A 20,905-nucleotide genomic window follows, 5' to 3' on the forward strand; every position below is an offset into this window, starting at 1 on the left:
TGAGGGGCGGTCCGGTCGCTGGCCGGGTGGCCCCTTTGTTTATGTGCTGGCCGGGGTGAGTACCCAGATGTCGTTGGTTCGGGTGAGTCCGAGGTTGATCAGTCGGCGGAGGTTGAGTGCGGCTGCCCGGGTGTGGATCCAGGTGTTGTTCTTGATGGTGCCGCGGTAGCGGAGTCGGCGGTTGCCGTGGTGGACGAGCCAGGCGACGGCGCGTTCGACCGGGGGTCTCCAGCGCCGGTAGTCGGCCTGCCAGTCGGGGTCGGTGGCGGCCTGGTGGCGTGCGGCTGTGTGGAGGTCGTGGTGGGGGCGGATGGTCAGGATGCGGCCGGCTTTGGCTTTGGTGCACCGCTCGCGCAGGGGACATTCGGCGCAGAGCTCCCTGAAGGAGGCATTGCGCTGGTGATGCTGCCCGCCGGGGTCCGAGAGGGGGACCGTGTGTCCTTGCGGGCAGGTCACCGTACCGACAGTGGTGTCGATCGCGAAGTCGTCGAGGGTGAAGCCGCCCGGGACAGCGGGCCGCAGCGGAGCGGGCTTGAGGAACAGCCTGTGCCCGGCCTCGCCGAGCGCCTGGCGGGCGTCGCCGGTGGAGTAGGCGGTGTCCCCGAAGGCGTCCACCGGTTCGTCCTCGTCCGCGAGAAGTTCGAGCCCGACGGCGGCCTCGTGGTGCTCGGCTCCGGCCCCGGGTCGCAGGGCGACGGCGGTGTATAACCCGGTCTCGGGCTCGATGGCCATGTGGGCTTTGAAACCGTCCTGCTGGTGGCTGCGGGTCTTGTGGACGTGCCGGGCTTCGGGATCCACGGTGGAGACCATCCGGTTCGCCGCGGTGCCCCGGGTGATGCGCCAGCGGCCGTCGCGGCCGTCGGAGTCCTGTGCCGGTTCGACGTCCTGCCCGGCGACCAGGGCCAGGATGCCCACCGCATTGGCGGCCTTCTCTCCCAGTTGCTGGTCGGGCAGGTGGCCCAGCAGCCTGAGTGCGTCGCCCACCAGTGCGTCAACCAGGTCCGCCCGGGCCTGCTGGTCGTTCCAGGCGATGCGGGGCTTGCCCGGATCGGTGTAGTCGTGGGCCTGGCACTGCAAGGCCGTGACCTGGTCGGCGCCGGGGACCTCGCGGATCACCGCCCGGATCGCGGCGATGATCTGAGTGACGGTGTCCTGGGTGGCCACCGCGTCGTCCAGCACGGTGGAATCCAGCGCCCGCCGGTGCTTGCCCTTCAGCACACCCGTGGCCCGCACGACCTCGCGCACCGCCTCGAACACCCGGTTCGGCCGCACCGAGCGGGCCAGGCGGCGGCGGAAGCAGGCCAGCAGCGACGGAGCGAACGCCATGTCGTGCAGACCCAGCCCGCACGCGGCCTTCCACCGCAGGTCACACCGCAGTTCCTGGACGGTCTCGAAGTCCGACAGCCCGTACAGGGCCTGCAACGTGACCGCCGCGGCCAGGATCTGCGGCGGCATGCTCGGCCGCCCGTTCGCCGACGGGTACATGTCCGCGAACATCTCAGCCGGGAACAGCCCACCGCGATACTCGGCCAGGAACGCGAACACACTCCCCGACGGGATCAACTCCCGGCAGGTCTCCCACACATCCGGCCCGACCATCTCCCCGGCCCACTCCCCCATCACCACAAGAAACAGTCTGGCCCCGCCGCTCGCCCGGCAGGGCCAGAACCCAAGATCTTCATGAGTCTTCTAGACCGCTCTGTAGGGCTTCCCTTCTGGTCGACCTCGCCCCGCGCCCAGAGGGCAGCGAAGATCTGGGGGCATGGGCTCCGCGTTGAGTCCATGACCTTGGACACCTGGTGCGATCGCGTACTGCCCGATGCCGCCCGGGACGAAGTCGTGATCGGCATCAACTGGAGCGGGCCGCGCCTGGTCGGCTGGAGCTTCACCCCCCGGGTGCCGCGCAAGCACGTGGAGACGATCGTGGACGGCGAGGGCCAGGAGGAGCAGGCCATCAGGCTCGGCTCCTGGATCGGTAACCAGCGGAGCAGGGCCGCGACGCTCTCGCCAGAGCGCGCAAAGCAACTGTCTGCGATCGGAATGCGCTGGGCATGAATACAACGCCGCGACCTGGGCCCGCTCGCACCGTCTACCTACTCCAGGCACACGCAACCCGACGCACCACGTCCAGGATTGCCCGGGGCGATCACGCGACTCCTCTGCACAGCTGCGCCCTCGCAGGACCTAGTCTTGATCGCCCATGGACGTTGTCCGGCCACTAGGTGAAGCGCTCAAAGGCAGGCGAGTGCAAGCGGAACGGCCGGCAGAGCGATCGGTAGGCAGAACGTGGTCAACGCCGACCTACGCAAGGCTCTTGTCCGCGGGCGTGAGGCCGTCGACGAGACCACTCGATTCTGGCTCACCGTCAACGGACGATGGGACGAAGAAGTCGCTACTGCTCGACTGTGCGAGCGGTCCGCGCCGTTCCTTCAGCCCATCACCTTCAACAGAGCCCAGGAGGCTCGTCTTGGTGCGGACTGGCTGTGGTGGTTCATCGATCGGGAGAGTGAGACCTGCTTCGGAATGCTGTGCCAGGCCAAGAATCTGAAGAAGGACGGTTCTCGCTGGAAGATAGGCTTCGGCCAGGCCAACAAGACCGGTGCCCAGATGAAACTGCTGTCCCGGGCCGCCGAGAGTCTTCAGGTTCCCGCAGTGTACATCCTGTACTGCGGAGACGAGCGGTACAGAGACGGGCTCGCGTGCCGAACTCATTCAGCGTTCGAGTGCGAGACTTGTGCCCGCGCGGGCGTCTCTGTGATCAGCGCGCTTGGCGCCCAGTATCTCTGTGACAGCTACTCAACCGACGCCAACGCGTGTGCCGTAGCGGCCTTCCAACGATCCCAGCCCGTGGAAGACCTAGTCGCGCCAGAGACGCCCGATGGTGCTCTCTGGGACATGAACTTCCACGAGTGTGTCGGCGCCCTCCAGGCATTCCTCAGCCAGCCCCAGTACGGTGCAGCTCGCGTCGCAAAGCAGCTCTTCGACCAGCTCTCGTCCCTGCGCGGAACCCAGCTCAGCCGGATGCCACCTGCGCTGGAACTCATGACACTCCCTAGGAACGAGTGCGTCCACCCCATCCTGCCGACAGATCGAGGTCACCTTCCTCGTCCGTATTTCCGGGACGTCCTGCAAGGACTACGCAAAGCGGTACCCACATACGTACGCGACGCAGAAGCCGGCCGTTTCAACCGTCTGCCCGCCAAGGTCACGAGCGCCGTCAACGGGATCGTCATCACCTACGTTTGATCACTTTCTCTGCTCGGTGAAGGTCCTGGGCGAGGATGTCGACACCAAGCGCTGCGCCTCCGTCTACTGGGCCAACGTTCGCGACTCCATGCCCGACCTCGTCCAGACCGCGGGCCGCGCGCTGCGGATGCAGCCGGGCGAGGGCAAGGTCGCCTCGCTTGTGGTGCCGGTCCTGCTCGGGCCGGGCGAGACGGCGGACAACATGCTCACCAGCCGGGCGTTCGGCGGGCTGGCGAAGCTGCTGGAGGCGCTCAGGGCGCACGACGCCTGGGCAGTGGAGCAAGTTGGGGCGCAGCAGCAGGCTCCCAGCGCCTACAAGCCCGTCCAGCAGGCCGCGCAGGGCCAGGAGAGCCGGGGCGAGGGAAACGGGTCCGGCGGGCCGCCGACGTCCACTGGCGGCGCGGGCATGAAACAAACCGAAACGGCCCAGTCCACAGCACCCAAGACGGGACGCCGAACCGAGAACCACCCCAGACAAGGAAGCGAAGGCTCCCACCAAAGAGCAGCCCTGGTGCGACCGGTGGCCACGGAGCTATGCCTTGCTGCGGGATCTTGCGGGATGATGCGGGCACATCAGTACGGAGGCACGCTTGATCATCTTTGATACGAATGCGCTGAACCTTCTTCCGCCGGAGGGCCCGCGGGCCGACATCATCCGGAAGCTGCGACAGTCGCAGCACCACAGGGTGGCCGTGCCCTGGATGGTGCTGGAGGAGATGGCCGCACACCAGGCGAAGTTCTACCCCGACAAGCACCAGGCGGTCGTGAGCACCCTGGAGAGGCTGCGTAACGTGCTCCCTTGGGAACTGGAGAGCTCGCTGGAGCCTCTTGATCTGGAGCGCTTCCTGGATCACTGGCGAGGTCTCTACGGAGAGATATTCGAGGTGATCGAGACCAGCGGCGAGGTTGCGCGCAAGGCACTGGCCCGCGAGGCGATGGCCCTCCCGCCGGCGAAGCGGGCCAAGGATCACTCCGAGGGCGCCCGCGATGTGGCGATCTGGTTTTCTATCTTGGAGTTCCTCAAGAAGAACCCGGCCGAGAGCGTCTGCTTCGTCACGAACAACACCTCGGACTTCGGGGACGGAACCGTCTTCCCGTACCCGATGAACGAGGACGTTCGAGGCCTGGAGGACCGGCTCACTCGCCTCACAGACTTCGACCAGGTCGTCTCCCAGTTCACCAAGGAGGTGTCCGGGAAGGATGCGGAGGTCGCTGCGGGTGAGCTGCTGAAGTCGCTGTCTGTGCGGGGCCGGGTTGCCCAGACCGCTGTGGAGGTGCTCAGTTCGCCCACCGGGTTCGTGGGTCTGGGGTCTACCGACGCCGCGGTCGAGTGGCATGAGTGGTTGGCCTCGCCGGAGGTGGAGCTACTCAGCGTCACGGACGTCACGGGGCACGAGATCGGGGGTGATGTCTGGTACACCGCCAACGCGCAGTGGCTGTTGTACGGTCTCGCGGCCGATGGGCCTGACGCCGCTGCCCAGTACGTTGCCTGCGTGTGGGAGATGAAGGTCCTGTTCTCTGCTCACGACGGGGACGAGACGCCGACGCTTCTCCAGACCCGCGAGCCGTCGGCCCCGGACACATCCGACACGACGAGCATGGAGCTCCTGCAGCGCCTCAAGGAACGGGCCACCGGCCTGTCCCGGCGAGCCTTCAGGAATCTGCAGGCCGGGGTCTCCCCGGCGGAGCGCCTGGTCGCTCAACAGCTCTCAGCGCTGTCGAGGCTCGACATCGCCAACGGACCGGCGCAGCGGCTCGCCGAGCAGATCGCCGCCTCTCGTGCAGAGCTGTTGACCAGCCCGGTGCAGAGAATCGCCCAGCAGCTCGCCGCGAACCAGGTCAGAGCGCTCGCCCCGGTACAGCAACTTGCCGAGCAGATCGCCGCCTCCCGAGCGGACCTGTTCATCGGCCCGGTACAGAAGGTCGTCCAACAGTTCGCCGCGAGCCAGCCGAAGCTCGACATCGCCGCGTTTCTGCCGCATTCGAACTTCGCTGATCCCCTTGGGACTTCCGTGGCGGCAGGCGTCGGGGATGTTTCTGCCACCGATGAGGAGGGCGAGCAGCTGTCGTTCTCAGCTGACAACAATGATGAGCCCGAAGTCGATCCGGATGCCCCGGGCAACGCGCGTGAGGACTGAGGGGCCCGGCCAGCGCAGGCCGACCGACCGGGCCAAGCCGATCTCGCTCAGCAGTTCCGCCTGATCGGGGGTGACGTCGTCGCCGGCAGTGCGCAGCCAGGTGCGGTAGGCGCGGCCGTCGCAGCCTGAACTGAAACCGCAGCAGTTCCCCCTTCGTGCCGGGGCTCCCGGGGTCCCGGCACCGCGGCGATCGTTGCGCTCGCGCGGGGACAGCCGGGCGCGTAGCCCTCTGCTGCCAGTGCATTGACCTCGGCATGGGCCGCCGCTTCCTCGCCGCCCAGTGTTCCGCCTGACTCTTCTAGCCGGGCTGGTGGCGGGGGTGGCGCTGGCCTCCGTGATCGAAGGAGTCAGGGAGCGCCGGGCATGCTGCTCGCGCGGTGGTCGTCGGGGAGGCGGGGAGCACGGAGATCAGACTTCAGGAGCGAATCTGAGGGTCGCGACTGGCAGGCAAAACTGCTGGTGAGGCGGGGTTTTAGGCGGTTGAGGTTCCTTCGTTCGGTCGCCCGCCGACCGAATGTACGGACTGTCATTCTTTGCGGGCTTTTGTCATACCTGTCTGCTGCACTATGCGCATGCGAGATTCCCACTTCTCGAAGGCCGGTCACGGTCTTGATGAGGATGACGACACCGATCAGATCGTGCGGTCTCTTCTGGACCGGGAGGAGCTGCGGCTGCTGGCCGCTGCTCCGGAGCCTGCGGACGGGGACGACACATGGCTTGGTCTGGTGGCTGAGCCAGGCTTCGTACGACGTGCCTCCGTGCTGGCGCGTGCGGCTCCGCTGCACCGCATCGATCAGCGGCAGGCCTGGCAGCAGTTCCCGGCGGATCTTTACGATCCGCGCACACTGGCTCTGGCGGCGTTGGAAGCCGTGGTGAGCAGGCAGGGAATGGAGGTGGAGGCCACCACGGAGGACGTGGTGGCGTTCTTGGCATCACTGGCGCGGGCGGCGGCTCCGGACCGGGAGGAGGCGGAGCATCGGGCGGTCGCCCGGTTCGTGCTGCGTGAACTGCTCAACGACGCCCAGGGCGGGGAGGAGTTCGACATCTCCTACAGCGACTACCGGGCCGGCCACCAGCGGGTGACGGTGTCGTTGCGGTTCCTGGAGGAGGGGTTCGGGCGGCATGGTCAGGCGGTTCTGAAGGCAACCGCTCCGGCGATCAACCTGCTGCTGGCGGGGCTTGAGTATGACGTGGAGGACGAGCAGGCCGCGAAGGATGCGATGCTGCGCCGCCAGGTGAGTACGGGGCGGTGGGGGCGGGCGGAGGACAGCGCGGCTGACAGCCTCAAGTTGTCGTTGCTCTACGGCGAGCGTGTCCGCGCGGTGCTGGAGGAGACCGGGCGCGATGTGCGGGCGGTGGACTGGAAGCACCGGGTTCCCCAGCTGCTGAGCTCTGCCCGCTCCCATCTCGGCGAGCGTCAGCAGGTGGAGCGCGAGCTGATGGAGTGGACCCGCCAGGCTCACAGGGAAGTGAAGGACGCTGACGTGCAGCTGACGTGTGCACGGGTGCTGCGATTGCTGGAGCGGGCCCATCTTCGGCACACCCAGTTGCTGGCCAGCGTGATCGACGCCCGGCCGATGTTCCTGCGTTCTCAGGCCGAGCAGCGGTTCCGGCCAGCGCCTCGCCTGTCTCTGGTCGGTGTGCAGGAGGACCTGCTGGAGCCGGTGCTGGAGCTTGGGCTGGACAAGGCGGAAATGGTGGCAAGCCTGTTCGCGGACGGGATGGCGGGGCCGGTGGTGCCCCGCCGTCCGAGGCTGCGGGACTGGTGGGAGCTGCTCTTGGCACCGGTGCGTGAGATCCGGGACGCGTTTCCCGACGAAGAGGTGGAGCTGGTCGCCGAGGAGGCGGACGAGAGCGGGCTGTACAGCGAGGCGGACATCTGTGTGGTTCGCGGTCTGCTGGAAGGTGCTCTGGGGGCTCCGGTGCGTTTGTCGGCTCTGCTGGAGCGGGCGCTGGAGTGCGGGGTGGAGGCGGCGGACCTGCTGGCCGTGTCGGTTCTGCAGGCGTACGCACCCGATCCGGAGGAGGAAGAGGAGAGCACGGTGATCGAGTTGGAGGACCTTCTCGGGGAACGGCTGGTGGTCCTGGACGACGGGACGGAATTCGACCTGGGGGTTCTGGGCGGGAGCGATCTACTGCTTGTTCCTGTCCAGCCGCTGATCCCGGACCCGTCGTCCGGTGACCGGGACCGCCAGGAGGCCGCGGCATGAACACGGGCTACGCCTACAGTGCGGCGGACCTGACGGACGCCGCCTCTCTGGTGGGTTTCGGCTGTCAGCCGCGGCTGCGGCCGCTCGCCGTGCCTCGGTACCGGGATCTGCTGCAGCGCTACCGCATGGACGGTCCGTTCCGCGACGCGGTCGACGCGATGACCGAGGGCATGGACATGGATCTGGTCGAGGCGCACGAGGCCGAGGGGCTGGTGCTGCATCCCCGGGACGGTTCGTGGCTTGCCTACCGCCTCCAGGACCACCCCAAGCTGGGAGTGAAGGACCGGCTCGTGCTGGGTCTGGCCCATGTGGCGATCGCGGCGCGCGCCTACCCGTTTCCGGCGGACCTGGAGGAGGAGACCGTCAAGCGAGTCTCCCTGACGGAGATCGACGACTTTCTTCGGGGCCTGACCGAGCATCTGCGCCGGGCGGCGGTCGACGAGCACGGGCTGGCGGTGCCTCATGCCGAGCTGGACGCGGCGTGGAGGATCTACTCGAAGCTCATGCCCGGCCGGCCGACGGCGACGGGCCAGCTGGCGAAGTCCAGCACACAGCGCGTGATCAAGGAGGCGCTGGAGTGGCTGGTGAGCCAGGGCATGGCCTACCGGGCGCCCGAATTCGGATCCGGGCATTACCGGTTGGCGCACCGTTTCCGCCTGCAGGTACGTGAGACCGCGTCCATGGCCGCATTCGCCGCACTGTGCGACATCCGCCGTTCCCAGCTGGTCGAGGAGGAGTAGACGATGTATCAGATGAGGCGTGTGCGCCTGGAGGGCGTCGGTCACCGATCCGCCGGGTTCAGGTCGCTGGAACTGGACCTGACCGGCGGCACGAGCACGGTCGACGGCCGGCGGGCAGCGGCTGTGGACGTGATCCTGTGGTTGCGCAACGGAGGCGGCAAATCGAGCCTGTTGTCGTTGGTCTTCAGCCTCCTGCTGCCTGCCAAGATCGACTTCATCGGGCACGGGAAGAACAAGTCGCTGGCCGACTACGTGCCCGACGGCCAGGTCTCCCACGTCATCGTGGAATGGGGCAACTCCAAGCACCCGGAAGCCGGCCCCGCCCTAGTGACCGGCGGTGTATATCAGTGGCGGGGCGGACAGCGTCCCGCAGACGTCGCCACGAACTGGGAACGCCTGGAGCGGCGCTGGTATGTGTTCCGGCCGCTTCCCGGTGTGATGGAACTGGACACGCTTCCGGTCCGCAGCCAGGACGGGCAGCTCAGCCTCACCTCCTACGTGAAGGCGCTTGAGACGGCCCACAAGGCGCAGCGGCGCCTGAACCTGGTGGTGGCCCCGGACCAGTTCACGTGGGCGGAGCAGCTGGGGAGCAATGGTCTGGATCCTGAGCTGTTCAAGATCCAGCGGGACATGAACAAGGACGAGGGCGGCATCACCGAACTGTTCACGTTCAAGACCTGCGAGGACTTCGCCGATTTCCTCATCGACATGGTCGTCGACGAGGCGGCTCCGTCGGCGGCCCGCGCGTCGTTGTGCAAGCACGCCGACAAGCTCGCCACACGGCCGGCCCGCGAGCTGGAGGGGCGGTTCCTCGCCGAGGCCGTACTGCGGCTCAAGCCGGTGCAGAAGGCGACGGCCGGTCTGGCCAAAGCCCAGCACGCGCTGGTCCAGCAGATGTCTCTCGCGCGCAGGGCGGGCGAGCACATCCAGGCGCGGACCGGCCGCCTCAACGAGGAGGCCGGGGACCTGGTCCGGCGTGCCGAGGATGCCAAGCGCGAGGCGGCGGCCGCTGTCGAGCGGGGCAATGAACTGGAGCGCCGTGTGGCGGAGCTCGACGAGGCGGTCCACCGTGCCCGAGCCACCGAGAGGGCCGAGAAGGAGGCTGAGTGCAAGCAGGCGGCTCTGCGTGCGAAGTCGGAGAGCTCCGCGTGGAAGCAGGTTCCTCGTGTCCTGGAGCTGTCGGAGCACGAGGATGAGCTTCAGCAGGTCAACCAGATGCTGGCGGACCTCAGCGATGAACAGGCCCCGTTGCGTGAGGCGATGGAGGAAGCCGGTACCGCCCTGTTCACGAAACTCACAGGCCACCTTGCCCACCTCAAGCAGGAATTGCCGCGCCTGCAGGCAGTTCATGCCCGTGCGAAGGCTGAGGTGGAAGCCGTCGACCAGGACCGCATGACTGCGGTCAGGGCAGTGGCGGATGCGCAGCAGTGTGCCGAGTCCGCCCGGACTAGATCCGAAGACATCGAGCAGGCCCTCGCGTCCGCACAGACTGAGGGACTGCTGCAGGTTCAGGAGACGGCGCAGGACGCCATGGACCGGGTCTCCCGGGAAGAGATCGCGGCACGGGAGGAACAGGACAGTGCCCGGGAGCAGCGGGAGAGGGCCCGCGTGCGGCGTGGTGAATTCGCGGCCGAACGCACGAGGTACCAGAGAGAACTCGGCGAGGCCCGCCGACAGCATGAGGAGGTGTGGGATGAGCTGACCACGGCTCAGCGAGAACGCGACGAGCTTATGGCCGAAGTCCGTCTGCGGGAACTGGCCGGTGCCGCAGACGAGGATGTCCTAGACCTGGGGGCGGTCGGTGCGGACCTGGCGAACCTTCTGGATGCACAGGTCGAGGCCGCGGATGCCGCATTGGCCGGGGAACGGGCCCAGGCACTGGACGACCAACGGGCCCGCGAGGCCCTGGAGCACGACGGGTTCTGTCCCCCGCCCCGGGAAGTCGAGGAAGCGGTCGCCGCGTTGCGGGCCGCCGGCGTCGACACCGCGGTGTCAGGCTTGCAGTTCCTGCGCGAGACCGTGCCCGCGCACCGCCATGACGACGTCCTGGCCACAGTCCCTCACCTCATCGGCGGCGTCGTGGTCTGTGGTCCGGCGCCCGACGCCGACCTGGCAGCGGTGGTGCGGCGTACGGGGCTGTCGTTGCGTGGTGTGGTCGCCGTGGGCACCCAGGAGCAGGCCACCGTCCTCGGCGACGGGAACGGGGACGGCTTCACCGTGCTGCCCGTCCACCCGGCGGCCCTCGACGCCGACGCCGCGGAAAGAGAACTGCGGCGCCTGTCCGGCCGACTGGACGCACTCGATGACCGGCTGAAGGATCTCGCCCGGCTGCGTGAGAAGGACCGGGCTCTGGCCGTACGTCTGCGTACGCACCTGGGGGCCTTCGGGCCGGAGGCGCAGGCCGGGCTGGAACAGAAGCTGGCCAGGCTCGACGAGAAGGTGAACGAACTCACCCGTCTCACGCAGGACCTGGACGCGCAGGCTTCGGCCGTCGAGGACGAAGACCGGCGTGCCACGGCCAGGATCGACGCGAGCGCCCGTTGTCTGACCGACCTGGCCGGACTGGTGCCCCGCATGCGGTTGCTGGTCGCCGACTCCCGCGAGCTGCCTGGCCTGCTCGACGAAGTCTGCCGGGCCAGGGACGAGGAACGCGAGCACCAGGCCCGCGTCAAAGAGCTGGCCGCCATGTACCAGGACGCGCAACAGCGTGTCGCATCGGCTGCCGACGGTGTGAAGGACTGCGTCCGGGCCACCCGGCGCAGGACTGCGGAGGTACAGCAGCTGCGCCGGGACTTGCCTGAGGACCTCTTGGAGCGGGCAACGTGCGCAGACCAGCCATCCGCAAGTCTCCAGGCGCTCGGTGAGCGCTGGGCGCGGGCGCGTCAGGACTGGGCCAACGGCATCAGTGACAGTGCTCTGCAGGAGCGGCGGGCGGCCAGCGAAAAGATGGTGGCCCGGTTGAACCAGGAGCTGGACAAGGCCCCAGAGACCCGCCGGCGCGCATGTGAACTGGCAGCCGGGGCCGAGGCGGCCGACACCGAGCGCCTCGAGGAGCGGATCCGCGCCGCCGAGGCCGCGGACACAGCCGCTCAGGAGGCTGCGGCAGAGGCCAGTGTGCTGCATCGGCAGGCCCGCGAGACGCACCAGGCGGCGGCCGCAGCTCTGGAGAGGTTCCTCCCGGCTGCCAAGCCTCTCACCGTCGCGTGCGTCAGTGAGAGGGCCAGGGAGCTAGAGGTGGCGAAAGAGTCCCTTCAGCAGGCCCGGGAGACGGAACACAGGTGCTGCATCGAGGAGGCGGCCATCGGCCGGAAGGCCGACAAGGCCGGGAGTGACGCCGCGCTGCTGACCCAGACCGCGAACGTGCTCAGTGCCGCTGTGAACCGTCACAAGGACGCCGCCGACACAGCCGAGGAGGCGGCCGGTGACCTCTGCGACGCCATCCTGCTGGAAACCCACGGCCTGTCCGCCACCACGGCGAGCAGCTTGCTGCCCGAGGACGCGGAACGCATCTGCGGTGATGTCACCGCGAATCTGGACCATGCCGCCCGCAGTCACACGGCAGCACACCGAGCGCTCGACAAGGCGGTCCGGCTGGTGGAACGTCTGGCCCAAGACCCGCAGTACCTCCAGGTCGTCGACGGGCGCCTGAGGGCCCGGCTGGAGCAGAACCTGTCCCAGCCCCGGCGCCTGGCCGAGCTCCTGGAAGACATCGAAGACCGCGAACGGGAAGTCACCGCCCTTCTGGGTGAGATGACCGAGGACCAGGCCATGGTGGTGCGCAGCTGCACCACGCTCGTCGAAGCCGTCCTGCACGACCTGGACGAGGTCGCCCGCCACTCCCGCCTGCCCAAAGGACTCGGCAGCTGGTCCGATGAGCGGTTCCTGTCCTTCGAGGTGCGCCACCGGCCACGCGATGAGGAACTGGAGCGCAGACTGGCCGCGGAGATCGACCGCCTGATCGCCGCACTGCCGACCGGCGCCACCGGTAAAGCCACCGCCCTGCCCGAGGCCATGCCACTGGCCAAGCGACTGGTCCTGGCGGCTCTCGGCGGCCGGGGCAACATCGTCGCGAAAATCATCAAGCCGACCCAGAACCTCGACACCGTCGAGCGGGAATCCGTCACCGTCATCCAGAAGTTCAGCGGCGGTGAACTCCTGACCGTCTCCGTCCTGCTGTACTGCACCCTCGCCCGCATGCGTGCCGCGAAACGCGACCGGCGCATCCCCGGCGGAGTCGGCACCCTGATCATGGACAACCCGTTCGGCAAGGCCAACTACGGCCCGTTCATCGCGCTCCAGCGCCGCGTCGCCGCCGCCCACGGCATCCAACTGGTGTACACCACGGGCACCAACGACCTCCCCGCGCTGGGACGGTTCCCTCTCATCATCCGGCTCCGCAACGGCGTCGACCTACGGACCCGCCGCAGATATGTGCAGATCACAGACCGCTACGGTGACGCCGTGGCCAGTGCGGCAGAACGGGCCGGCAGCGACGGCATCGCCGCCGCGCGCCTCCTGCGCCGCACCCCCGCCAGCCAGGCGGAAACAGACCCTGCGGCGTCGCCCGGAACCGGGGAAGCGGTATGACCCCGGCAGACCGCATGGCCGCACATCTGGCCTGGCAGACCCGCCAGCGCGTCGAGTTCGACGCGTTGGCGTGCGCCGCCGAGCGAGGGGACTCCAGCCTCCCCTCCTCCCCCGACCGGCGCCGGGTGCTCGCCGACGCGGCGCAGGAACTGGTCCGGCGCGGTCTGGCTCAGCTGCCCCGCGGCGAGCACGGGTGGGACTTCTCCGCGCACCCGCCGCTGCCCCTGTGGGTCAAACGCCCGTCCCAGCCCCGCACGGTACGCGTCCGGCCCGGACCGCGTGCATGGGTGTCGCAGCTGGCCGATGCTTCGGCTGTGCATCTGACCAGCGCTGACCATGCTCTTCTCGATCCGGTCAACGCCCTGCTGCGCGATCAGCCGGACGCCGAGGTCATCCCGCTCGCCGAACGCTCCTACCAGCTCTACGGCGACGAGAAATATCTTCACGGCATCGAGCGGCACCGGCTGGTCACCCGCGGAATCCTCAGTATCGCGGACCATCTGCGGGCCCGGCCTGCACCGGCCCCGCTGGCCATATACGAACTGGGGCCGGCATCCTGGCTGCTCATCGTGGAGAACAGCGCTGCGTTCACCAGCCTGCGCCAGATCCTGGGCGCCTGGCCCGACCGCAGCCAGGTCGGGTGGCTCGGATACGGCGCAGGAGACCAACTCGTGGCCTCCCTGCCCACAGCTGCCGATTCCTTCCGTGAACGCGACCACGGAGCAGCCGACCTCCTGCTGTACGCAGATCTGGATCTCGACGGTCTCGAGTGCGCCCGGCAGGCCGATACCAAGGGCCGCGCAGCCGGGTTGCCGCCCTTGTTGCCCGCCGTCGGTCTCTACCAGGCGCTGCTGACCAGGCGCATCCGCCGTGTGTCCCCGGCACCGGCCGAGCGTGTCCGGGAAGCCGTGCCGTGGCTTCCGCCGGACATGGCGTCCCCGGTGGCCAACCTGTTGGTCTCAGGGAAGGTACTGCGCCAGGAAGCTCTCCCCCTGCCGGTACTACGAGCTCGCCTTGATCCCGCATCCCCGCTCCTGCCCCAGCTACGCGGCCCGCTCCCCGCACGTGCGCCGGTGGGCCCAGACAAGAAGAGGACACCACCGTGGCTCCCGGCCCCGACCTGCCAGCACCCGACCAGCCCATGACCACCGAAGTGCTTCTGCACCGCTGGCCCAGCGCCTACATGCGCACGGAACTCGTCCACGGGGTAATCATGTTCAGCGGCGACTTCGACGAAAGAGATGCCTCCATCGCGCGGCGAACCTACCCAGGGCGCCAAGTGCTGCTGAACGCCGACGGGGGCATCGAGGTACACCCTGCTGGGACAGGTCCGGCACGCTCGCTGCTCGACCGGTAGTCCGCTGGCCACTTCATCCCGAACTCGCCAGATACCGCAACCTCTCGAGCAAAGCTCGGCATTTGGCGGCCGCATCGTATGGGCCGCCCAGGCGCTGGTTACGGTAGGTGCTGCGGTTCGCCAACCAATGCCTTTGCTCACCGCCGCCGGTCTCATGGCATCTTCCCACCGGCACGCCCCCAACCAGGCCCGCACCGTGGAGGGGCACCGATGGTGGCGCAGTAGTTCACGCGCCAGGACACCGCGATCAAAGCACGCCTTGTAGGCGACACAGCGCCTTCCCTGCAGGACACCCTTCAGATCCGGAAGGATGTCACTGAAGGTCGCAGCGCGTATGACGCGGGTCGGAGTGATGCCGTGCAGGGAACTGGCTGCCGCCGTAATGGGCTCGTTCGGGTTGAGCAGCTCGTTCACCACCACACGCCCCGAACAGTCCATCGCTGCGATCTGCACCGCCCATGCCTGCGCTCCCAAACCAGCAGTCTGTACGTCAACGAGCAGCAAGGCGGGATCGGCAAGCGCCCCGCGCGCCCAACGTGCCGCCATCTCCCGTTCCTGGCGCCAGGAAGGCGGTCGGCGTAGCACTCGCACCGCGTCGTCCAGACTCGCGCACTGTTCAGCCGCGGACTGCACGTGCCACAGGCCGTCGCCCTCGGGGCGTGCGTGCAGCGTCCCGAGATACCGGCCGTGCTCGTAGAGCACCCAGGTCGGCCGCTCCGTGTCGCTGGGCCGTACGAACCGCACGGGCAGACCATCGACCCGGCGGCTGAAGGCGTCTCCCCACTCGCCCGTCGGCCCGACGCATTCCTGGCCGCACAACCGACCATGCAGTCGGCAAAGGACGGCCCCCAGATGCTGGCGTCCTGCATACTCCATCCGCTGATCATGAGATAGCTCGCGCCATCCACTGTCACACGCCGCACAACACGCCGGAGGGCTCATCCTGCAAGCGCAAGCCCGCGTACACGCGGCAGTGACGAGGAGCGGATGCCGTTCAGACGGTGCCGGCTGGGCGATGACCTTAACAGCTGCGAGCCCTGCCCTGTGACGTGCAGGTCCTGACGGGCGACGGCGAGCTCGGCCATCCTGCGGGTGCTTCGTACGACCGGATCGTGGCGACCGCCTCCGTACGGCGCATCCCACCGGCCTGGATCCACCAGCTCCGCCCCGGCGGCGTGCTCGTGGCGCCGCTCGACACCCCGTGGGGCCACGACGTCCTCGTGCCTGACCGTCGACGGCACCGGCCACGCCGAAAGCCCCGCCGTCGCACCGGTCACCTTCATGCGCGTACGCGGACAACGAAACCTCGTCCCGTACACGGAGACCTGGGATGGCCAGAGGACGCCGGAGCATAGGACCAGGTACAGGTACATGTCGGCCCGGCCGGGCAGCGCATCACCGTCCTGGCCCCACCTCCATATCGGTCGGGACCGCCGCGCGGCCCTGAATCAGGGCCCCGCACGACATCACGCCGAAGAGATGGAGACCGGCGCAGTGGTGGTCCAGGGCGAGGACCTCCGGCGGTGCGTACAAGGCTGCCGGCTCGGATGGGACGCACTCCAACCGGCACAGCAGTGGCTGCTGGGGAACGCCTTCGGGCTCGGTCCCGACAAGCTCAGGGCGGAACGGCGGGGCGCGCTCGACGCGCTCGGCATGGAGTGGGCAGTGGACGCCGCGAGGCGGTCGCGGTGGGCTCTGGCAGCGGGGTGCTGTGGCTGGCTCCGCTCGCCGGGGAGACGACGTTGTCCCTTCTGGGTTGCACTGCTGACTGCTACAGGATTGGAGCTTCCCCTTGATTGTGGACACCTGGAGACTGGGGCGTGAGAGCCCAGAGGAAGCAGTGCCAGGTGGGAAGTAAGTACACGAAGCGGTACTCCGAGGAGTACAAGCGGGACGCGATCGAGCTCGTGCGGTCGTCGGGCCGGACGGTGACCGAGGTCGCCCGGGAGCTCGACGTCAGCTCGGAGTCGCTGCGGGGGTGGGTGAAGAAGGCCCGCGCCGCCGAGAGTGCCAGGACGGGGGCGGGTGCCGTGCGTTCCGGACAGGCAGCCGACGACCGGGACGAGGAGCTGAAGCGGCTGCGGAAGCTGACCGTCGAGCAGGCCAAGACGATCGAGATCCACCCCGACACCCTCGCCGCCCGGCACAACCTCGCCACCTGGCGGGGGGAGGCGGGGGACGCGGCGGGGGCCGCGCAGGCCTCCGCCGACCTACTGGATCGCATGGTGAGGGTGCTGGGCGAAGACCACCCCCTCGCGCGGATGGTTCGACACAGCCTCGACCGCTGGCGGAAGGAAGCGGAGAGGACGCCGGACGTACGTAGCGACCGTTCGTGAGACACCGAGATCGCCTCGGTGTTACCGCAAGATGCGACTGTCACGCAGGTCATGTACGTGCCTATGTGGTGGTCACCTTCTTCTGCGGCTGCCCGCAGGGCCAGGTCCTCTCGGCCTGGTGAGCTCGCACGGCGTGCCTCGGAGCATCGACCGCCCCGAGGCACGGCAGGGCCGTCCGAAACGGCCTCGGTGTCCAGTCAGCCGTCATTCCTGGGGATCTGTTCCCGCCGGGCGGCTGCCAGGCGGGCGCGGACGGTCGCGGGCTCGGTTCCTGTCACGGTGGCGATCTGGTCGATACTCAGCAGCAGTTTGTGGTGGAGGAGGTGGGTGTCCTCGATGGCGGTGGAGGTGCGGCCGCTGCGGCGTGCGACGGTCTGGGTGAACCGCTGCCATGCCCAGGCCGATGGGCGCTGCTCGGCGACCACGGAGGTCCAGGTGCTGGCCACGGTCTCGAAGAGTTTCGATGTTGCTATCCGGGCTTCCTCCGTGGGGAGGTGGGCGGTGGCGTAGGCGTGGTAGGTGGGTCGGTGGAGGTCGTAGAACGCGTAGTAGGCGTTTGTGAGGACTGTGGGCGACGGCTTCATGGTCAGTACTTCCTTGTTCTGCCGTTCCTGGTCAGCCGAAGGCGTCAGCGGGGAGGCTGCTGACTGGGCCGCGGTCGTGTGTGGCGTTGCGCCACAGGGGCAGGGCGATGTTGGGCTTGCTCTGCAGGGCGGTCGCGAGCCGGTGGTACACGGTCCATTCCGGTACTCCGGGGCCGTGGAAGGCCTGCCGGAGGTCGGCGATGGTGATGCCGCGCCGGGCGGAGCTGATGAGCCGGTCCTCGCGGGGGGAGCCTGCGGCGTAGTTCAGGGCTTGGAAGTAGGTGCGCAGGGTGTGCACGGGGTCGGTGGTGCTGACGGGGTCGTCGGCGGCGATCTTCCAGAGCAGTGTGGCGAACTCGGTCTCGGTGCTGCCGGCGCACTTTCTGGTGATCAGCTCTACGTAGGAGAGGGTGGCGTGCCGCTCGCCGGACAGGATGCGGGAGAGGTAGGAGCGGTGGATGTTCATGTGTTTGGCCAGTTCCCGCTGCGGGATGCCGGACTGCTTCCACATGAGGGTGAGCGCACAGGCCAGGCGCTGGTGCGGGTCGCGCAGCGAGGCTTTCTTCGGCATGGCCCGTTTGGCGGCCCGCTGTGAGCCGAACGCGAGCACGGGGCGTTTGCGGGTCGCGAGCTCACGGTCGACGGCTCGTGGCGGGTACTTCCTGCGTAACCGGTCCGCGCTGACCTTCATCAGGGGTTCGAGGTCGGTGAGTGGTTCGCCACGGGAGCGCTGGCGGACGACGAGTGCTGCGGTCGTGTCCTCCATGAGGCGGGTGAGCTGGACCGTGCATTCGAGCAGGTCGGTGGTGACCGCGCTGGGGTCGGATGCGCGTGCGGCGAAGGTCTCGGCGATCCGGACGGCGTCCACGGCCATGCCGTGTACCGCGGTACTGCAGCGGGCGGCGCGCTCGGGGTCGGTGGCCGACCTTGTGCGGGCCGGCTCGGGACTGGGGGTGGTTTGTGCGAACTGGTGGGCACGGAGAACTCTTTCGGGGGTGCTGGAGCGGGTTTTTGGACCGCTTCATTCGTCGGGCACTGTGGTGACCTGGACGGCGGTCGCGGCAAGAGGAGCAGCCGCGACCGCGCGGTTGGTCGGGTCAGCGTCGACGCACCCACTGGCGGACCAGGGAAGATCCGTGAGCGGCTGTCAGGAGCAGCATCAGGACGGGCAGCACCTCGGGTGTGAGAACGCCCGGGATCACGAGCAGCGGCAGGGAAATCGCCACGACGGGCATGCTTCCGCGCACGGTGACAGAGGTGACAACCCGGCATGAGGTTTCAACCATGCGCGGGGCAGAAATGATAAGTTCGCGGCTTGTTTCCCCTGCAAAAGCATGTGCGGGGAGACGAGTTCGGCGTCGGTCGGCCATGGAGGGGCTCCTTTCAGGGTTCGACTGGACGTTGAGACAGCGACAAGAGACCCCGGCACCCGGCGACCAACCTGCGGCCGGGGTCTTTGCCTGCCCCGACGGAGAGTCGGGGAAAATGCAACCTACTACTAACGGCTCATGGTTGGTGCCGCAACGTAGTGCTCATGGGTACGCACACCCACCCCGCCCTCCCGGTCAAACAGTCACGTAACTGACCAGTAAGACTTAAAAGCCGACCAAAACCAGTCGGATGAAACGGACAACGGTAGCGAAGGGCTCGAATCCGCTGGAGCGGAACACCCCCGCGCCAACTCGCGCCACCCCCGCCCCCTTCTGCCGCGCCCCGACGGTTTCCACGGAACTTGGCACCAGACGCATAACTCGAACGGGTGAACGGCCTCACCCGCGACCGGCGAACCGGTCACCGACTCCCGGCGGCGCCACAGCCCTCGCCGGGAGCAGCCACTGGCACCATGAATGTGACGATGCGTCAAGCTATGTCGCGCTCTGAAATCATGAGGCTGTATCAGCCCCCGACTTCGGAGCATCGCCGTGACAGCACGCCGCCTCGCCCCCATCGCCGCCCTCTTCCTCGCGGCCTCGCTCGCCGCCTGCAACCCAAGCGGAACGAAGAGCGAGTCCGACTCGAAGCCGTCGGCCCCCGCCGCGGCCAGTGCTTCCGGCGCTCCGGCTGATGGCGCCGCCGCCGCCCCGGGCGCCCCCGCGGGTGGCAGCGACCTGCCCCTCGCGGAGGCCATCGCAAAGATCCCGTCCGGTACCGAGGACCGCGCCGGGTACGAGCGCGATTCCTTCCACCTGTGGGTCGACGCGGACAAGGACGGCTGCGACACCAGGAAGGAAGTCCTGATCTCCGAGGCGGTCAAGGCTCCCGAGCAGGGGGCCCGGTGCGCACTGAGCGGGGGCGAGTGGCTGAGCTACTACGACGAGGTCACCGTGAACGCGGCCACCAAGCTCGACATCGACCACGTCGTACCGCTCGCCGAAGCCTGGGACTCCGGAGCCTCGAAGTGGGACGCGGACCGGCGCGAGCAGTACGCCAACGATCTCGGCGCCGACCGGTCGCTGGTCGCCGTCACCGCGAAGACCAACAGGAGCAAAGCCGACCGGGACCCGGCCGAATGGCTCCCGCCGGCCGCGTCCGCACAGTGCACCTACAGTGCCGACTGGGTGGGCACCAAGCTCCGCTGGAAGCTCACCGCGGACGACAAGGAGCGCGCAGCCCTGGAGAAGCTGGCCAAGAACTGCGCGGACACCGTCGTGAAGTACGAGGTCGCCCCCTGACCAGCAGTCAGGCACGGCACCCTCACCGCATCCGGACCACGGTGAGGGTGCCGTGCCGGCCGGGCCCGGCCAGCACCTCCACGACCAGATCCGTCTCCACCCGCATATACGACTCGCCCTCCGCCCGCCGCTCCCCCACCACCGCCGCACCGTCCAGAACTTCACCGACACGAGCCGCGAGAACCGGCTCCAGGCGAGCCGACACCCTCACCGGCCCACCCTCGTCCCCCACCGCAAGGACCAGATGCTGCGGTCTCAGTCGGGGACCGGTGAACCCCAGGACCAGGGCGTCGAGTGTGTCCGCGTGCCGTACTTTCACCACCCCCTGCGTCGCCCCGACGGATAGCTTGCCCTGCCCCGTTTGCAGACGATCCCCTCGATGCCCTGCTCCCGCAGGGCGTCATACCAGAGCACGGCCACATCCCGGTCATCGGTCGCCGGGACAGCCTGGATCGGAGGCTCGACGTCGGCGAGGAGCTCCAGGAGGAGGGCGCGGCGCTCGGTGTACGGGCGGCTTCGGCAGTCGCCGATCGCTGGGTCCGGGTGCTGCAGAACGTCCCAGCAGATATAGGGGCACTGTCAGGTTGAGTGAGTGGTCTCCGGGCTGGAATGGTGGCCGGGGATCGTTCGGGAGGAGCTGGTGGTGGAGGGCGCCGGGGAAGGGCCGTCGTACAAGGGGCTCCGGTTCCCGGCGGAGGTCATCTCTCACGCAGTATGGCTGTACCACCGCTTCCCGCTCTCCTCCCGCGAAGTCGAGGAGCTGCTCCTGGCCCGCGGGATCACCGTCTCCCATGAGGCGATCCGCCGGTGGTGCGACCGGTTCGGCCCCCGCTACGCGGCCGCCCTGCGCCGCCGCCGGCCCCAGGCCGGCGACAAGCGGCACCTGGACGAGGTGTTCCTGAAGATCAACGGGGTGCGGCACTACCTGTGGCGGGCCGTGGACCAGGACGGCACTGCCCTCGACATCCTGCTGCAGTCCAAGAGGGACGCGAAGGCCGCGAAGGGCACTGTCACGTTGACTGACCGGCCTGGGAT

At 68.3% G+C, this 20,905-nt stretch carries 18 protein-coding genes and 2 pseudogenes; 13 read left to right on the forward strand and 7 right to left on the reverse strand.

Features of this window, described 5'->3' with window-relative positions; all coding sequences use genetic code 11:
• Nucleotides 1–39: 39 nt before the first annotated feature.
• A complete protein-coding gene (locus tag OG842_RS43460; protein ID WP_266738602.1) occupies nt 40–1,620 on the reverse strand; it encodes an IS1182 family transposase in 1,581 nt (526 codons plus the stop codon).
• 60 nt (nt 1,621–1,680) lie between these two features.
• On the opposite strand from OG842_RS43460, the gene OG842_RS43465 reads away from it, so the two are divergent.
• The 9 genes from OG842_RS43465 (at nt 1,681) to OG842_RS43505 (ending at nt 14,278) form a co-directional block, all read left to right on the forward strand.
• Nucleotides 1,681–2,055, forward strand: a complete 375-nt coding sequence (locus OG842_RS43465; RefSeq protein WP_266738521.1) for a DUF2750 domain-containing protein — start codon at nt 1,681–1,683, stop codon at nt 2,053–2,055.
• Nucleotides 2,056–2,286: 231 nt separating this feature from the next.
• Nucleotides 2,287–3,246, forward strand: coding sequence for a hypothetical protein (locus OG842_RS43470; protein ID WP_266738520.1), 960 nt, complete (start codon nt 2,287–2,289; stop codon nt 3,244–3,246).
• A 16-nt stretch (nt 3,247–3,262) separates the two neighbouring features.
• Nucleotides 3,263–3,850 carry a hypothetical protein gene (locus OG842_RS45535; RefSeq protein ID WP_401879096.1) on the forward strand — a complete coding sequence of 196 codons (588 nt, stop codon included), beginning with the start codon at nt 3,263–3,265 and terminating at the stop codon, nt 3,848–3,850.
• A complete protein-coding gene (locus OG842_RS43480; RefSeq protein WP_266738518.1) occupies nt 3,837–5,384 on the forward strand; it encodes a PIN domain-containing protein in 1,548 nt (515 codons plus the stop codon). The genes OG842_RS45535 and OG842_RS43480 overlap by 14 nt, the downstream gene beginning before the upstream one ends.
• Nucleotides 5,385–5,956: 572 nt before the next feature.
• Complete coding sequence (locus OG842_RS43485) at nt 5,957–7,594, forward strand: hypothetical protein (protein WP_266738516.1); 1,638 nt, start codon at nt 5,957–5,959, stop codon at nt 7,592–7,594.
• Nucleotides 7,591–8,334, forward strand: a complete 744-nt coding sequence (locus tag OG842_RS43490) for a hypothetical protein (RefSeq protein ID WP_266738514.1) — start codon at nt 7,591–7,593, stop codon at nt 8,332–8,334. Before OG842_RS43485 ends, OG842_RS43490 begins: the two co-directional genes overlap by 4 nt.
• A gap of 12 nt (nt 8,335–8,346) precedes the next feature.
• Nucleotides 8,347–12,921: a hypothetical protein gene (locus OG842_RS43495; protein WP_266738512.1), complete on the forward strand. Its 4,575-nt coding sequence runs from the start codon at nt 8,347–8,349 to the stop codon at nt 12,919–12,921.
• On the forward strand, nt 12,918–14,066 hold the full coding sequence (locus OG842_RS43500; RefSeq protein WP_266738511.1) for a hypothetical protein: 1,149 nt from the start codon (nt 12,918–12,920) through the stop codon (nt 14,064–14,066). Before OG842_RS43495 ends, OG842_RS43500 begins: the two co-directional genes overlap by 4 nt.
• Nucleotides 14,063–14,278 carry a hypothetical protein gene (locus OG842_RS43505; RefSeq protein WP_266738509.1) on the forward strand — a complete coding sequence of 72 codons (216 nt, stop codon included), beginning with the start codon at nt 14,063–14,065 and terminating at the stop codon, nt 14,276–14,278. Before OG842_RS43500 ends, OG842_RS43505 begins: the two co-directional genes overlap by 4 nt.
• A 273-nt stretch (nt 14,279–14,551) precedes the next feature.
• Here OG842_RS43505 and OG842_RS45540 read toward each other — a convergent pair.
• Nucleotides 14,552–15,220, reverse strand: a pseudogene (locus OG842_RS45540) (3'-5' exonuclease); the annotation flags it as partial.
• Between the two features lie 107 nt (nt 15,221–15,327).
• On the opposite strand from OG842_RS45540, the gene OG842_RS43510 reads away from it, so the two are divergent.
• Nucleotides 15,328–15,633 carry a protein-L-isoaspartate O-methyltransferase family protein gene (locus OG842_RS43510; protein ID WP_266738508.1) on the forward strand — a complete coding sequence of 102 codons (306 nt, stop codon included), beginning with the start codon at nt 15,328–15,330 and terminating at the stop codon, nt 15,631–15,633.
• A gap of 492 nt (nt 15,634–16,125) precedes the next feature.
• Entirely contained in the window at nt 16,126–16,614 is a 489-nt protein-coding gene (locus tag OG842_RS43515; protein WP_328512773.1) for a transposase, read from the forward strand.
• 197 nt (nt 16,615–16,811) lie between these two features.
• On the opposite strand, the gene OG842_RS43520 is transcribed toward OG842_RS43515, so the two are convergent.
• From OG842_RS43520 to OG842_RS43530, 3 genes are all read right to left on the reverse strand, one after another.
• The gene (locus tag OG842_RS43520; protein WP_266733909.1) at nt 16,812–17,198 is read right to left on the reverse strand and encodes a hypothetical protein; all 387 of its coding nucleotides are present in this window, start codon (nt 17,196–17,198) and stop codon (nt 16,812–16,814) included.
• Between the two features lie 31 nt (nt 17,199–17,229).
• Complete coding sequence (locus OG842_RS43525; RefSeq protein ID WP_266733911.1) at nt 17,230–18,072, reverse strand: helix-turn-helix domain-containing protein; 843 nt, start codon at nt 18,070–18,072, stop codon at nt 17,230–17,232.
• Nucleotides 18,073–18,295: 223 nt separating this feature from the next.
• Nucleotides 18,296–18,424 (reverse strand): hypothetical protein, encoded by a 129-nt coding sequence (locus tag OG842_RS43530; protein WP_266733912.1) that lies wholly within the window; start codon nt 18,422–18,424, stop codon nt 18,296–18,298.
• A 696-nt stretch (nt 18,425–19,120) separates the two neighbouring features.
• Here OG842_RS43530 and OG842_RS43535 point away from each other — a divergent pair.
• Nucleotides 19,121–19,870, forward strand: a complete 750-nt coding sequence (locus tag OG842_RS43535) for an HNH endonuclease family protein (RefSeq protein WP_328512774.1) — start codon at nt 19,121–19,123, stop codon at nt 19,868–19,870.
• A gap of 22 nt (nt 19,871–19,892) precedes the next feature.
• On the opposite strand, the gene OG842_RS43540 is transcribed toward OG842_RS43535, so the two are convergent.
• Together OG842_RS43540 and OG842_RS45545 are read right to left on the reverse strand one after the other, a co-directional pair.
• Complete coding sequence (locus OG842_RS43540) at nt 19,893–20,189, reverse strand: hypothetical protein (protein WP_266738460.1); 297 nt, start codon at nt 20,187–20,189, stop codon at nt 19,893–19,895.
• Complete coding sequence (locus OG842_RS45545) at nt 20,186–20,437, reverse strand: ATP-dependent DNA ligase (RefSeq protein ID WP_401879109.1); 252 nt, start codon at nt 20,435–20,437, stop codon at nt 20,186–20,188. Before OG842_RS45545 ends, OG842_RS43540 begins: the two co-directional genes overlap by 4 nt.
• A 76-nt stretch (nt 20,438–20,513) precedes the next feature.
• On the opposite strand from OG842_RS45545, the pseudogene OG842_RS43545 reads away from it, so the two are divergent.
• Nucleotides 20,514–20,888, forward strand: a pseudogene (locus OG842_RS43545) (IS6 family transposase); the annotation flags it as partial.
• Nucleotides 20,889–20,905: the final 17 nt, after the last annotated feature.

This window comes from Streptomyces sp. NBC_00376 (assembly GCF_036077095.1).
Taxonomy (GTDB): domain Bacteria; phylum Actinomycetota; class Actinomycetes; order Streptomycetales; family Streptomycetaceae; genus Streptomyces.